Raw genomic sequence first — 14,220 nt, 5'->3', positions numbered from 1 at the left:
CGGCGGCACACCCGTCATGAAAGACGCCTCGACTCGCTTCTCTTGTCGTGCCCTGACCGCTGCCTGGATGGGCCCGCTGGCCGCGCTCTCCCTGGCGGGCTGTAGCGGCCCGGTGAACAACCAGCAGGGCTACATGCCCGAGCAGCCCGTGGCCTTCTCCCACGCCGTCCACGCCGGGCAGTACGGCCTGGATTGTCAGTACTGCCACGTGGGCGCGGAGAAGAGCCGCCACGCCGGCGTGCCCTCCACCAGCGTGTGCATGAACTGCCACACGCAGGTGAAGACGGACTCGCCCGAAATCCAGAAGGTCGCGGCCGCGGTGGCGGAGAACAAGCCGCTGGCGTGGGTGCGCATCCACCGCCTGCCGGACCACGCGTACTTCAACCACGCCAGCCACGTGGGCGCGGGCCTGGACTGCCAGACGTGCCACGGGCCCGTGCAGGAGATGGTGCGCGTGGAGCAGAAGGAGCCCATGACGATGGGCTGGTGCCTGGATTGCCACCGCGACACGGCGGCGAAGCAGGTGTCCGCGCCGCCGCCTTCCGCGCCCCGCGCTGGAGAGCTGCTGGCCCTGTCGTCCGGCGCACCCGCACCGGAGCCATTGAAGGCCCCTCGAATCCTGCAGCCCCCCACGGACTGCTCGAGCTGCCACCGCTGAGGAGTCCCATCCATGTCCGACCCACTTCCCAAGTATTGGCAGAGCCTGGCGGAGCGCGCTGGCGACCTTGGCGCGCTCGCACAGACGCAGGACGAATTCGCGGAGCCGCTCCCCGTGGGCGTCGCCGCCACGCCTCCGGATGCGAACAGCCGCCGTGACTTCTTCAAGCTGATGGGCCTGAGCGCCGCGGCGGCCATGGTGGCCTGCCAGCGCGCGCCGGTGCAGGAAATCATCCCCTACGTGGCGCGCCCGGATGAAGTCACGCCGGGGCTGGCGCTCTGGTACGCGTCCACCTGCAACGGGTGCAGCGCCCGGTGCGGCCTGCTGCTGAAGACGCGCGATGGCCGCCCCATCAAGGTGGAGGGCAACGACGAGCACCCCGTGTCGCGCGGTGGCGTGTGCGCGGTGGGCCAGGCGTCGGTGCTGTCGCTCTACGACGCGAGCCGCGCCCGTTACCCCACCCGCGGCGCCACGCGCGTGTCCTGGACGGACCTGGACGCGGACGTCACGCAGGCCCTGCGCAAGGCCACCGAGGCGGGAAAGGGCATCCGCGTGGTGTTGCCCTGGCACCTGGGGCCCACGGCGGAGGCGGCCGTGAAGCGCTTCCTGGCCGCGTACCCCACCGCGCGGACCGTGCGCGACGAAGCCCTGGGGGAGCTGTCCGCCATCGCCGACGCCCACCGCGTCACGCATGGCGTGCACGCCGTGCCGGACTACCGCTTCGACAAGGCCGCCGTCATCGCCAGCTTCGGCGCGGACTTCCTGGGGACGTGGGTGTCGCCCGTGGCGTTCACCCGGCAGTACGCGGAGTCGCGCGACGCGGCCCGGCGCCGGACGATGTCGCGGCACTTCCAGGTGGAGCCGGTGATGACGCTCACCGGTGCCGCCGCGGACCGCCGCTTCGTGGTGGCGCCTTCCGATGTGGCGCTGGTGCTGGCGGACCTGGTGCGGCGGCTGGCGGTGAAGGCGGGCCGCGAGGTGCCCGGACTGGGGTCGCTGCCGCCGCCCGCGCTGGACGAGGCCGCGAGGGTGGAGCTCGCGGACTCGCTGTGGGCCCAGCGTCAGGACGCCCTGGTGGTGGCGGGCGGTGATGACGTGGCCACGCAGGTGCTGGCCAACGTCGCCAACGCGCTGCTGGGCAACGAGGGCCACACGGTGTCGCTGGCGGACGGCACGGCGCTGGACGCGGACGCGCTGTCCTTGGGGACGCTGCTGACCGAGCTGCGCGCCGGCAGCGTGGGCGCGGTGCTTTTCATGGGCGCCAATCCCGTCTACAGCGACCCGCGCGGCGCGGAGCTGGCCGCGTTGCTGAAGGACGTGCCGCTCACGCTGTCCACCAGCGACCGGCGGGACGAGACGGCTGTGCACGTGGGCCTCCATGCACCGGAGTCCACCGCGCTGGAGTCGTGGGGCGACGCGGAGGTGCGCCGGGGCGTCGTGTCACTGCGCCAGCCCGCGGTGGCGCCGCTACATGAGACGCGCAGCGGCGTGGAGTCGCTGCTCCAGTGGGCGGGAGCGCCCCAGCCGCACTACGACTTCCTCCGCGCTCGCTGGGAGGCGGAGGTCTTCCCCCAGGCCAGCGGCCTGGGGCAGGGCTTCATCGCTTTCTGGGACGATGCCCTCCGTCGGGGCGTGGTGACGCTCGGCGCCGCCGCGGCGGAAGCGCCCGCCTTCCGCGAGGAGGGGCTGGCGAAGGCGCTGGCCAGCGTGGCCCGTCATGCCGCGGAGTGGGAGCTGGTGCTGTACCCCACGGTGGCGCTGCGTGACGGTGCCCCCGCGAACAACGCCTGGCTCCAGGAGGTGGCGGACCCCATCACCAAGGTGACGTGGGGCAACCCGGCGTGCATCGCTCCGGCCCGCGCGAAGGCGCTGGGACTGAAGGATGGCGACGTCGTCCAGGTGCGCGCGGGGAGCACGACGCTGTCGGTGCCCGTGCTGGTGCAGGCGGGGACGCACCCCTCCGTCATCGCGGTGGCGGTGGGCTACGGCCGCACGCAGGCCGGGCGCGTCGCGGATGGCATCGGCGTCAACGGCTACCCGCTGTCGGCGGTGGTGGACGGACGCGCGCGGCGCACGGTGCCCGGCGTCACGGTTCAGGCCACGGGCGAGCAGCAGCCCCTGGCGCTGACGCAGACGCACCACCGGCTGGAGGGACGGCCGCACGTGCGCGAAGCGGAGCTGGCCGCCTTCCTGGCCAACCCGCGCGCGGGCAACGAGGTGCAGGCGGGGCACGGCGGGGGAGGGCACTCGCTCTCCCTGTGGTCGGGGCACGAGTACAAGGGGCACCGGTGGGCGCTGGCGGTGGACCTGAGCGCCTGCACGGGGTGCTCGGCCTGCGTGGTGTCGTGCCAGGCGGAGAACAACATCCCCAGCGTGGGGCGCGACGAGGTGCTGCGCCGGCGGGACATGCACTGGATGCGCATCGACCGGTACTACCAGGGGGACGAAGCCAATCCCCAGGTCGTCCACCAGCCGATGATGTGCCAGCACTGTGAGAATGCGCCGTGCGAGACGGTGTGCCCGGTGCTGGCCACGGTGCACTCCAGCGAGGGCCTCAATCAGCAGGTCTACAACCGCTGCGTAGGGACGCGGTACTGCGCCAACAACTGCCCCACGAAGGTCCGCCGCTTCAACTGGTTCGACTACGAGCACGCCGAGCCGTTGGAGCGGATGGTGCTCAATCCGGACGTCGTGGTGCGCAGCCGGGGCGTCATGGAGAAGTGCTCGATGTGCGTGCAGCGCATCCAGGAGTCCAAGGCCGCCGCGAACCGGGAAGGCCGTCCGCTGCGTGACGGGGACATCCAGACGGCGTGCCAGCAGAGCTGCCCTGCGAAGGCCATCCACTTCGGTGACGTGAACGACCCCGACAGCCAGGTGGCGCGACTGGCGAAGGACGGGCGGGCGTTCCGGCTGCTGGAGGAGCTGAACATCGGGTCGTCCATCACCTACCTCACGAAGATCCGGAACACCGGGTCGGGAAGCGGCACATGAGCAACCAGCATCTGTCCCCGCTGCGCGAACCGCTCGTCACCGAGCCGCGCTCCCTGGGCCAGCTCACCGAGGAGATCTGCGCCCCCATGGAGCGGGCCCCCACGTGGAAGTGGTGGGTGGCCTTTGGCATCGCGGTGTCCGTGCTCGGCACGGGCGCCGGCATCGTCGGCTACCAGGTGGCCACGGGCATCGGCGTGTGGGGCCTCAACAAGACGATTGGCTGGGCCTTCGACATCACCAACTTCGTGTTCTGGGTGGGCATCGGCCACGCCGGCACGCTCATCTCCGCCATCCTCTTCCTCTTCCGGCAGAAGTGGCGCACCAGCATCAACCGCGCGGCGGAGGCGATGACGCTGTTCGCCGTGATGTGCGCGGCGCTCTTCCCCGTCATCCACATGGGCCGGCCGTGGCTGGCCTTCTGGGTGCTGCCGTATCCGAACGACCGCGGCAGCCTGTGGGTGAACTTCCGCTCGCCGCTCTTGTGGGACGTGTTCGCCATCTCCACGTACTTCACCGTGTCGGCGGTGTTCTGGTACGTGGGCCTGATTCCGGACCTGGCCACGGTGCGCGACAGGGCGAAGGCGGGGATTCGCAAGGCCGTCTTCAAGGTGATGTCGCTGGGGTGGACGGGCTCGAACCGGACGTGGAGCCGCTACGAGACGGTGTACCTGCTGCTGGCGGGCCTGGCGACGCCGCTGGTGCTCAGCGTGCACACCATCGTCTCCATGGACTTCGCCACATCGGTCATCCCCGGCTGGCACACCACCATCTTCCCGCCGTACTTCGTCGCAGGCGCGGTGTTCAGCGGCTTCGCCATGGTGCTGACGCTGATGATCATCACCCGCGTGGTGCTGGGCTACGAGCACCTCATCACCCTGCGTCACCTGGAGAACATGACGAAAATCATCATCGTCACGGGTGGCCTGGTGTCGCTGGCGTACGCGACGGAGTTCTTCATCGCCTGGTACTCGGGCAACCCCTACGAGCGCTTCGCCTTCATGAACCGCGCCTTCGGCCCCTACGCCTGGGCGTACTGGATCATGGTGACGTGCAACGTGGTGTCGCCGCACCTCTTCTGGTTCAAGAAGATTCGCACCTCGCCCGCGGCCATCTTCGTCCTGTCGCTGGTCATCAACGTGGGCATGTGGTTCGAGCGCTTCGTCATCATCGTCACCAGCCTCCACCGCGACTTCCTGCCGTCGAGCTGGGCCATGTACACGCCGACGATGGTGGAGGTGGGGACCTTCATCGGCACCTTCGGCCTCTTCTTCACGCTGTTCCTGCTCTTCGTCCGCGTGCTGCCCATCATCTCCATCGGCGAGGTGAAGAGCGTGCTGGGCTTCGCGCGTGATGGCCATGCGGCGCAGTCACACCCGCCCGCGAAGCCCGTCGCCGAGGAGCCGCACCCCGTGGCCCACCGGCCCGCGTCGCCGGTGCCGCTGGCCATCGCCACCCGAAAGGATGCACCTGTATGAGTGCCCCGGTTCTCATCGGCTACTTCGACAGTGAGGCGCAGGTGCTCGACGCCACCCGGGCGGTGCGGGAGGCGGGCTTCGTCCTCCACGACGTGTACACGCCGTACGCGGTGCACGGTTTGGATGACGCCATGGGCCTCAAGCCCAGCCGCCTCACCTGGGTGTGCTTCGGCGCGGGCCTGCTGGGCTGCACGCTGGCGCTGTCGCTCCAGTACTACACCAGCGTGGTGAGCTGGCCGCTCAACGTGGGCGGCAAGCCCTTCAACTCGTTCCCGGCGTTCATCCCCGTGACTTTCGAGCTGACGGTGCTGTTCGCGGCGCTGGCGACGGTGGCGGCCTTCCTGGCGCGGGCGAAGCTCTTCCCCGGGAGCCGCCGCTCGGTGCTCCCGCGTGTCACGGATGACCGGTTCGCCATCGCGGTGACGCCGCGCGAGGCCCCCTCGGAGCTGGACGCGGCCGAGGACCTGATGCGCCGCCACGGCGCGGTGGCGACGGACCTGCTGGAGGAGGTGGCGTCGTGAGAAGGCTGCACCTGGGCGTGGTGGTCCTGAGTCTGACCGTCACGGGCTGCGAGCAGGACGAGACGCGGCCCAACTTCGAATACGCGCCGGACATGGTGTCGTCCGTGCCGTTCGACACCTTCGCGGCCAACCCCGTCACCGTGGACGGCAAGACGCTGCTGGCGCCGGTGAAGGGGACGGTGCCGCGTGGGTATCAGCCGCTGCACCTGGCCGCGGGCGCCGAGGAGGCGGCACGCGCGGGGCGGGAGCTCCAGAATCCGTACCCGGCCTCTCCGGAGGTCCTGGCGCGGGGCAAGGTGACCTTCTCGCGCTACTGCGGGCCGTGCCACGGCCCGGAGGGCCTGGGAGACGGGCTCGTCACCGCGCGCTTCCCCATGCCGCCGTCGCTGCTGGCGGAGCGCGCGAAGCAGCTCCCCGACGGGCAGGTGTTCCACATCATCACCCACGGGCAGGGGCTGATGCCGGCCCATGGCTCGCAGGTGGCTCCAGAGGACCGGTGGAAGATCGTCCACTACGTCCGGACCTTGCAGGACCCCGCGCGGACGGCGCGGAAGGACGTGCCATGAGCGCTTCGACGCATGGGGAGGCCGCTGTTTCGACCAGCGGCTTCGAGGTTCCTCCCGCCGTGCACCGCGCGGCGCAGGTGTTGGCCGGCGTGGGCCTGGGCATCCTGGTGGCGGGGTTGGCCATCGCGCGTGAGCGTGCCCTGACGAGCCTGCTGACCAGCGGCTTCTACTTCCTCTGCCTGGGCCTGGGCGGCGCGGTGTTCCTGGCGCTGATGTACGTGGCCAACGCGGGCTGGTTCACCGTGTTCAAGCGCATCCCCGAGGCCTTCGCGGCCTACGTGCCCTGGGGTGCCGTGACGATTCTGGCGCTGCTGCCCTTCGTGTCCTCGCTGTATCCGTGGGCGAAGCCGGGCGTCATGGAAACGGACCACCTGCTGCACGAGAAGGCCGCCTTCCTCAACGTGCCCTTCTTCGCGGTACGCATGGTGGTGATGCTGGCGCTGTGGGTGGGCTTCACGTGGATGCTGCGGCGCATCTCCCTGCGGCAGGACGCGGAGCGCTCCCTGGAGCTGGCCGGGCGCAACGTGACGGTGTCGGCGGTGTTCCTGGTGCTCTTCTCGCTGACCTTCTGTCTGGCCGCGTTCGACTGGTTGATGACCCTGGAGCCGCACTGGTTCAGCACCATCTACGCGCTCTACAACATCGCGGGCCTGCTCAGTTCCACGGTGTGCGCCATCACCGTGACGGCGATCCTGCTCCACCGCGCGGGCGCGCTGCCGCAGCTCAACACCAGCCACCTTCACGATTTGGGCAAGCTGATGTTCGGCTTCGCCACGCTGTGGGCCTATCTGTGGTTCTCGCAATTCCTGCTCATCTGGTACGCCAACATCCCGGAGGAGACGGTCTACTTCGTCACCCGGCTGCACGGCACCTGGGCGGTGGCCTTCTATGTGAACGTGGCGCTCAACTGGGCGCTGCCCTTCGTGCTGCTGCTGCCGAGGCCCGCGAAGCGCAATCCGTCGCACCTGCTGCGGGTGGCCGCCATCCTCCTGGTGGGCCGCTGGCTGGACCTGTACCTGATGGTGGTGCCTGGTGGTCAGCCGGACGGTGTCGCCCTGGGGGTGTTCGAGCTCGCCGGCTTCGTGGGAATGGCGGCGCTCTTCACATTGGCGGTGACGCGCACCGTGCGCTCCACGCCCATGGTGCCGGTGGGTGACCCGTACCTGGTGGAGAGCCTGCACCACCACACCTGAGCCTGTTCCAGAGAAAGGGAGCGGTGGAAGCCTCGGCGCCGAGGCCTCCCCGGAAGCCCGCTCCCGACCGCGACGCCGCCCGTCCTCCTCGGCGGGCGGCGTTGCCCTTTCCAGGGTAGGGTGCGACATGGCCTTCTCCTCTCCTGGACGAGCACCCCTCCGAGTGGCCTTGCTGGGCTTCGGCATCGCGGGCAGGTCCATCCACGCTCCGCTGATTCAAGGTGTGGACGGGCTGGTGCTCCAGGTCGTCGCCTCGCGCCAGGAAGAGGCGGTGCGGTCCACGCTGCCTCACGTCACCCTCTGTGGCTCCCATGAGGACGGAGCCACACATGCCGACGTGGACCTGGTTGTCATCGCCACGGCGAATGACCGACACGCGCCGCTGGCCGAGGCCGCGCTCCGGGCGGGAAAGCACGTCGTCGTCGACAAGCCCTTCACCATCACCCTGGCCGAAGCCCGCGCGTTGCGGGCCCTGGCGGAGTCGCGTGGCCTGCTGCTCTCGGTGTTCCACAACCGGCGTTGGGACACCGACTTCCTGGCGTTGAAGGCGCTGCTGGCGGAAGGCACCCTGGGCCACGTTGCTCACGTCGAGTCGCGCTTCGACCGGTTCCGTCCGGAGGTCCGCACCCAGTGGCGGGAACAGAGGGTTCCGGGCGCGGGCGTGTGGTTCGACCTGGGGCCGCACCTCGTCGACCAGGCGCTGCAACTGTTTGGACTGCCGGAGTCGGTGTCCGGTACGCGCGAGGTCTTGCGCGAGGGCGCTTTCGTCGATGACTGGTTCCAGTACACGCTCGTCTATCCACGGCGGCAGGTGGTGCTCCAAGCCTCCATGCTCATCGCGGCCCTGATGCCTCGCTTCGCCGTACATGGCTCGCGGGGCTCGTGGCTCACCTTGGGTAGGGAGCCGCAGGTGCCACGTCTGGTGCTGGGTGAGTCTCCAGAAGGCGCGGGGTGGGGCGAGGCCCCGCCGCCTGGACGGGATGGAGCGCCTACCGTCGCTTCGGCAGGGGACTACCGCCAGTACTATGCGGGCATTCGGGATGCCCTGCTGGGAGGGGCGCCCAACCCCGTGACGCCCATCCAGGCCGTGGCCGTCCAGGCCGTGCTGGAGGCGGGCATCCGGGCGCAAGAGCGTGGCGGCGCACAGGGCCTGGACCTCTCGGAGGCGGAGCGTGCCGCCTTCGACGCAGGCGCTGCTTGATTCCCGCCCGGTGGGATGCCTACTCCTAGCCCCGTCGTGGACTCTCCTTGTCGCCTGCGCGACCCCCTGAGGACCTCTTGAGCTCGAAGAAGCCCGGCCGAAACGACCCGTGTCCCTGTGGCAGTGGCAAGAAGTACAAGGTCTGCCATGCCGCCGAGGACCGGGCCCGCGCCGCGCCGCCCGCCGCCCCCGCCTCGTCCGCCAGGGCCGACCTCGAGGCGGCGATGGAAGTGCTGGGCGACCCCGATGTGTCCAATCTGTCCGGTGCTCTGGAGCGGCTGGCGGAGTTGCTGACGGACTGGGGCCCGGCGCCGGGCCTGCGCTTCGACGTGAAGGCCTTCTCCGAGCACGTGGGGAATGAACTGGCTCGGCTGTCGGAGAACACGGAGCAGGACGCCGCCAGCGCCCGTCGCGAGCTGCTGGTGGGAACGGTGCGCGCGCTCGGCACGCCTGCGTTCCTGGAGGCGCTCGGCGCCGCGCTGATGTCCAAGATGTCCACGCCTGGACTGTCCGCCGAGGACCGGCGGGCCATCGGCGTGGGCACACTGCTGGCCTCCGCGTCCAAGCGGATGGGCAAGGCCCGGCCGGAGGACATCCCCGTCCTGGACGTCGTCTTCGACGTGCAGTTCCGCGAGTGGAGCGCCAGGCACAAGGAGCTGTCCCAGAAGTACGAGGCGCTGGTGAAGGGGCTCGAGGAGGAGTCCCTCTCCGACGAGGCGAAGGCCGCGCTCCAACAGGCTCGTGGCGGCGACGTGGGCGCGCTGCTCAAGTACGTGCAAGAGGACCCGGAGCTGGCCGAGCGCATCGCTCGCGAGGCCAAGGAGCGCGCCGCCCGCGTGGAGGCGTGGCTACGGGCCTCGACGACGCCGGCCGTCTTCTCGCCCGAAGAGGAGCTGTGGCTCACGTGCGCGCTCTGGGACCCGATGCAGGCGCTGAAGGCCTTGCCCACGGGCACGGAGCCCTCGGTGCGCCGGGACGCGGTGACGGCGCTGATGCGGGCGGTGAAGGGCGCGCTCGACGAGGACTTCCTCGTGGGGCTGCTCGACCGGCTGCGGGAGAAGGCGAAGGATGCGGCCGCGGATGACGCCACCCACACGGCGTACATGGACGCCGCCATCGCCTTCGAGGCGGAGCCCGCGCGGATGACGCTCGCCGCGCTGCTCACGGCACGGAAGGAAGCAGAGGGGCGCTCGCCCGAGGAGATGGTGGCGCTGGCCGACCTCAAGGCGCTCACCGCGTGGACGCCGGAGGCCTTCGAGCCCTACCGCGAGCTGCTGCTGAGCATGGGCCTGCCTGCCGCCGCCGCGCGCATCGAGCGCTGCCAGTCATGGCTCAAGGAGCATCCGGTGACGCTGCGCACCGAGCAGGCCTGAGCCGGGACTGCGTCAGGACGCCTCGGGCCGACGACGGCGCGGGGCGTCCACGGGGCGCACGTTGTTCAGGTCGAGCATGTTGTATGCGCCCCAGCGCATGGCCGCCGCACGGGTGGGCGACGACGAAGGGCGGCCAATGCCTCGGTAGTCGAAGGTCAAGGTCTCGAAGCCGCGCCGGGCCGGTCGCGCCCGGGACGAGGAGGCATCCACGAGGGGCGCTGTGGCGGCAAAGCGGCTCGCGCCGAGCGAGAATCCGTCGGACGCGCGGAGCGAGGTGGGCTCCCCGTGATGGGGCTCTGGATGCGCTGGCATGCCCCGGCCTCCTGAGCCTGTCATCGGCCGCGGAAGGTCGCGGGCCGGCGTTCGAAGTGGGCGGAGAGCGCCTCCTGCACATCCTCGGTCGTCGCGAGCTGCTGGATGGCCGGCAGGAGCTTCGCCGCCGCGGCGCGCTCCCCTTCGAGGACGGCCGTCCGCGCACTCTCGATGGTCGCCTTGATGGCGAGGGGCGGCTTCGACGCGATGCGGGCCGCGAGGCCCATCGCCGTCTCCATCAGGGCCTCGCGCGAGACGACACGCTGCACGAGCCCCAACCGATGCGCCTCACGCACGTCGAGCGCATCACCCGTCAGCAGGTACTGCATCGCGTTGCCCCAACCCATGGTCCGCACCCAGCGGGCCGTGCCCCCGCCGAAGGGGAAGATGCCGCGGTCGATTTCAATCTGCTCGAAGGTGGCGTCCTCGGAAGCCACCGTGATGTCGGCAGCGAGCATCAGTTCGATACCGAGCGTGAGGCACTTGCCATGCACCGCGATGATGAGCGGCTTCGTCCTCGCGGGGCCATGCGTGGCCCACGGGTCGATGCCCGCCGCGCTGAACAGCGTCTGGGCGTCACCCAGCCTGGGAAACACATCCATGAGGTCCAGCCCCGCCGTGAACACGGTGCCGTGAGCGAAGAGCACGCACACGCGAATGTTCTCGTCGGCCTCGGCCCGCCCCAGCGCACCCGAGAGTTGCTCGATGAGCGCGATGTTCATCGCGTTCCGCTTCTCAGGGCGGTTCAGTCCAATCTTCCGCACGAACCCTTCGGTCTCTTCCGTGATGAAGTTGCTCATGAGTCCCTCGTTGGGTGGTGAAGTCACTTCGTCTGTTCGAGCCAATCCGCCGCCTCCACCCAGACGACCTCGGGCATGCTGGAGCGGAACCAGCCGAAGTGGCCGATGCGCTTCATGCCGAGCTCTGCGGGCGTGCGGTGCAGGTGCTCGCGTGTCGCGTTCGGGTAGTAGTCCAGCAACGCACGCGCGGCGGCCTCCGGCGCGATGGCGTCGTCGGAGAAGCTGTAGAGCCGTATTCGTGCCCGGACGCGGTCGTTGTACGGCCTCAACGGCGCGCCGTTGTCATCGGAGACGTAGTGTCGGTTGCGGCACCAGCGCGCCCACTGCTTCGCGATGCCTCCTGGCAGGTCTTCCGAGCCCACGGCGCGGCCCGGGAAGTAGCCCAGCAGCGCGACGGAGGCGGGCAGCGCGACGTACCAGATGGCGGCCAAAGCCAGCCCCTGGCGGAGTGGCCAGTGCCGCCACCAGCCGTGCTGTGAGCCAATCAGCAGCACGGACTGGATGCGCGAGGCGTTCTCCGCCAGCCCCAGCATCTGACCGCCCGCCGAGTGGCCCACGACGGCCAGCCGGTGCGAGGGGAACCGAGCCGTCACCCAGTCCAGCACAGCGGGCGTGTCCAGCTCGCCCCAGTCCTGGAAGCGGGCCTGGTTGCGCAGGGACGCGTCGACGACCGAGTCCCCCATGGTCCGGTAGTCATACGTGACGACCGTGAAGCCCCGGCCCGCGAGGAACCGGGCGAACGCGTCGTAGTACCTGCGCGGCACGGCCGTCGCGGGATTGATCTGGACGACCACGCCATTGTCCTGGAGCCCCTGGTACACCGTCGCGGCCAGTGGGAGCCCATCCCGGGCGGGAATCCGGACGACCTCCGGTGAGGCCGTCGCGACGGGAGCGGGCAAAGCGTCATCCTGCATCATGGCACCTTCCTGGAGGGGGCTGTCTCTGGACGCAGGCATCGCCAGGCGGCATCTGCGAGGACCTTCTCGATGCCGGCCTTGAGCTCCACTTGGCCGTTGGCCCAGGCGCGCAGCAATTCCTGGGCGGGGCCAAGCATCAGCGGCATGTAGACGGCCGGAGGCAGTGGCAGCAGCTCGCCCGCCTGGGCATGGGCCTTCATCCGGCTGAAGCCTTCCCGGATGAAGTCGCCCGTCGCGGATTGGATTTCCTGTTCGGCCGCGGCCACGGCTTCCTCACGGCGCATGCGCAGGAGATAGCGGGCGGCCTCCGGGTGCTCCCGGGACCAGGCGATGTGGTGGGTGACGATGGTGCGCACGAAGGCTTCCGCGTCGTGCTTCCGCTCCAGCCGACCCCGCAACGACTCCTGATGGAGGCGCAGGCAGTCGATGTAGAGCGCCACCGCGATGCCTTCCTTCGCCCCGAAGTGGTGGTAGACGCTGCCCACGCTGGCGCCGCTGACCTTGCGGATGTCCTCGATGGTCGTCGCCGCCCAGCCCAGCCGGGAGAAGCAATCCAGCGCGGCATCCAGGATGGCACGACGGCTCTGCTCGCCGGTCGCGCTGCGACGTTTACGCTCCATGACTAGAATCTGATTCTAGAGCCAGATTCTAGTCAAGCGGCCGGCCGGGCCGGCCGATGTTGTCTGGAGGTCAGAACGCTGGCACTGGCATTCCTGTGTTTACAGGGTCGCGGCGCGGACGAGCCGCAGGACGACCGTGAAGTGGAGCCCCGCACCGACCAGCGTCAGGGCGTGGAACAACTCGTGGTAGCCGAAGACGCCGGGCCGGAGGTTCGGCCGCTTCAGGGCATAGGCGAGGGCGCCCGCCGTGTAGGCGACGCCCCCCGCGAGGATGAGCGCCAGGTTGCTGCCCGTGAGGGCTTGCCGTGCTTCATCGAAGTACGGCACCAGCGTCCAGCCGACCGCGACGGCCAACGCCGCCGTCACCACCTTGGGCGCCTGTATCCAGAACAGCGACTGAAGGACTCCAGCGAGCGCGCCTGCCCAGATGAGGAGCAGCAGGCGGTTGCCCGCGGCCCCGGAGATGCCCAGCAGCGCGACGGGCGTATAGGTGCCCGCGATGAGGATGAAGATGGAGGCGTGGTCCATGCGCCGCATCCACGTCCTGCCTCGCGTGGACCAGTTCACCCGGTGGTAGGTCGCGCTGACCGAGAACAACACCACCAGGCTGACGGCGAACACGGCGGCGGCCGTCGCGGCCCGGTCGGTCGGGGCCATCAAGACGAGGACCAGGCCCGCTCCCAGCGCACCCGTGGCGGCGAACTGATGCAGGACCCCCCGCAGTTTCGGCTTCTCCGCGGCCTGGGCGCTCAGGACCGGCCCCGCGATTCGAGGACGGCGAGGACGTTGAGCTCGGCTGTGTCGGACAAGACGGCTCGGCGAGAGACGGGATACATGAGGGGCTCCAACTCCACCGGAGAGTTACCAGTTGGTAGGTTCCGGTTGGGTAAGTTACTGTTGAGTAGGTTAGAGGTCAACGTGGCGACGAAGAAGCGACTGTCGGGTGCCGACCGCCGGGTCCAGTTGATGGCGGTGGGGCGAGGCGTGTTCGCCTCGAAGGGTTACGAGGCGACCTCCATCGAGGAGGTGGCCCATCAGGCGGGCGTGTCGAAGCCCATCGTCTACGAACACTTCGGCGCGAAAGAGGGGCTCTACGCGGCCATCGTGGACCGGGAGATGGATGACCTGGTGACGCGCGTGTCGGAGAGCATCGCCTCGGGCACGCCCCGCGAACGGTTCGAGCGGGCGGTGCTGGCCTTCATGACGTACGCCAAGGAGGAGCCCGCGGGCTTCGCGGTGATGACGCGCGATTCACCGCTGGCGGCTGGACGGCGAGGCCTGACGCGCGTCATCGACGACCTCGCGCTGCGGGTCTCGGACATCTTCAAGAGCGAGTTCGAGCACGCTGGCTACAACCCCAAGGTCGCGCCCATCTATGCGAACGCGTTGGTGGGCATGGTGACGCAGGTGGGGCAGTGGTGGGCGGAGGATGGGCGCTCCTTCTCGATTGACCACGTCGCGCGCCACGTCGCGGCGCTCGGGTGGATGGGATTGAGGCACCTGCCGAAGGAACCGGCTGCTTCGAATGGGCGGCGTGGCGCGAAGCGACGCGGCGGTTGAGTCCCGCGGCGCGCCTTCGCGGCCCGGTTCGAG

Annotated in this window: 14 protein-coding genes; 9 read left to right on the top strand and 5 right to left on the bottom strand. The window is 69.7% G+C overall.

The window, feature by feature from the left end; translation table 11 throughout:
* Positions 1-16 precede the first annotated feature (16 nt).
* The 8 genes from FMQ63_RS04140 (at position 17) to FMQ63_RS04105 (ending at position 9,978) form a co-directional block, all read left to right on the top strand.
* Complete coding sequence (locus tag FMQ63_RS04140) at positions 17-658, top strand: cytochrome c3 family protein (RefSeq protein ID WP_011555512.1); 642 nt, start codon at positions 17-19, stop codon at positions 656-658.
* Between the two features lie 12 nt (positions 659-670).
* A complete protein-coding gene (locus FMQ63_RS04135; protein WP_011555511.1) occupies positions 671-3,649 on the top strand; it encodes a TAT-variant-translocated molybdopterin oxidoreductase in 2,979 nt (992 codons plus the stop codon).
* Positions 3,646-5,124 carry an NrfD/PsrC family molybdoenzyme membrane anchor subunit gene (nrfD, locus tag FMQ63_RS04130; RefSeq protein ID WP_011555510.1) on the top strand — a complete coding sequence of 493 codons (1,479 nt, stop codon included), beginning with the start codon at positions 3,646-3,648 and terminating at the stop codon, positions 5,122-5,124. The genes FMQ63_RS04135 and nrfD overlap by 4 nt, the downstream gene beginning before the upstream one ends.
* Positions 5,121-5,645: a DUF3341 domain-containing protein gene (locus FMQ63_RS04125; protein WP_011555509.1), complete on the top strand. Its 525-nt coding sequence runs from the start codon at positions 5,121-5,123 to the stop codon at positions 5,643-5,645. The genes nrfD and FMQ63_RS04125 overlap by 4 nt, the downstream gene beginning before the upstream one ends.
* Positions 5,642-6,211 (top strand): cytochrome c, encoded by a 570-nt coding sequence (locus FMQ63_RS04120; protein ID WP_020478931.1) that lies wholly within the window; start codon positions 5,642-5,644, stop codon positions 6,209-6,211. The genes FMQ63_RS04125 and FMQ63_RS04120 overlap by 4 nt, the downstream gene beginning before the upstream one ends.
* A complete protein-coding gene (locus FMQ63_RS04115) occupies positions 6,208-7,404 on the top strand; it encodes a hypothetical protein (protein WP_011555507.1) in 1,197 nt (398 codons plus the stop codon). Before FMQ63_RS04120 ends, FMQ63_RS04115 begins: the two co-directional genes overlap by 4 nt.
* A 127-nt stretch (positions 7,405-7,531) precedes the next feature.
* Positions 7,532-8,605, top strand: coding sequence for an oxidoreductase (locus tag FMQ63_RS04110; protein WP_011555506.1), 1,074 nt, complete (start codon positions 7,532-7,534; stop codon positions 8,603-8,605).
* Positions 8,606-8,682: 77 nt separating this feature from the next.
* Positions 8,683-9,978: a YecA family protein gene (locus FMQ63_RS04105; RefSeq protein ID WP_225909460.1), complete on the top strand. Its 1,296-nt coding sequence runs from the start codon at positions 8,683-8,685 to the stop codon at positions 9,976-9,978.
* A 12-nt stretch (positions 9,979-9,990) separates the two neighbouring features.
* Here the strand turns inward: FMQ63_RS04105 and FMQ63_RS04100 are convergent, their stop codons facing one another.
* The 5 genes from FMQ63_RS04100 to FMQ63_RS04080 form a co-directional block, all read right to left on the bottom strand.
* The gene (locus FMQ63_RS04100; protein WP_020478930.1) at positions 9,991-10,290 is read right to left on the bottom strand and encodes a hypothetical protein; all 300 of its coding nucleotides are present in this window, start codon (positions 10,288-10,290) and stop codon (positions 9,991-9,993) included.
* Positions 10,291-10,310: 20 nt separating this feature from the next.
* Entirely contained in the window at positions 10,311-11,090 is a 780-nt protein-coding gene (locus tag FMQ63_RS04095; RefSeq protein WP_011555503.1) for a crotonase/enoyl-CoA hydratase family protein, read from the bottom strand.
* Positions 11,091-11,113: 23 nt separating this feature from the next.
* Positions 11,114-12,007: an alpha/beta fold hydrolase gene (locus FMQ63_RS04090; RefSeq protein WP_225909459.1), complete on the bottom strand. Its 894-nt coding sequence runs from the start codon at positions 12,005-12,007 to the stop codon at positions 11,114-11,116.
* Entirely contained in the window at positions 12,004-12,627 is a 624-nt protein-coding gene (locus FMQ63_RS04085; RefSeq protein WP_011555501.1) for a TetR/AcrR family transcriptional regulator, read from the bottom strand. Before FMQ63_RS04085 ends, FMQ63_RS04090 begins: the two co-directional genes overlap by 4 nt.
* Positions 12,628-12,726: 99 nt before the next feature.
* On the bottom strand, positions 12,727-13,311 hold the full coding sequence (locus tag FMQ63_RS04080; RefSeq protein ID WP_231405841.1) for a hemolysin III family protein: 585 nt from the start codon (positions 13,309-13,311) through the stop codon (positions 12,727-12,729).
* Positions 13,312-13,545: 234 nt separating this feature from the next.
* On the opposite strand from FMQ63_RS04080, the gene FMQ63_RS04075 reads away from it, so the two are divergent.
* Positions 13,546-14,187, top strand: coding sequence for a TetR/AcrR family transcriptional regulator (locus FMQ63_RS04075; RefSeq protein ID WP_225909458.1), 642 nt, complete (start codon positions 13,546-13,548; stop codon positions 14,185-14,187).
* Positions 14,188-14,220 lie beyond the last annotated feature (33 nt).

Source organism: Myxococcus sp. CA005 (genome assembly GCF_006518205.1).
Classification (GTDB): Bacteria; Myxococcota; Myxococcia; order Myxococcales; family Myxococcaceae; genus Myxococcus; species Myxococcus xanthus.
This window is presented reverse-complemented; position numbering and strand designations above follow the sequence as displayed.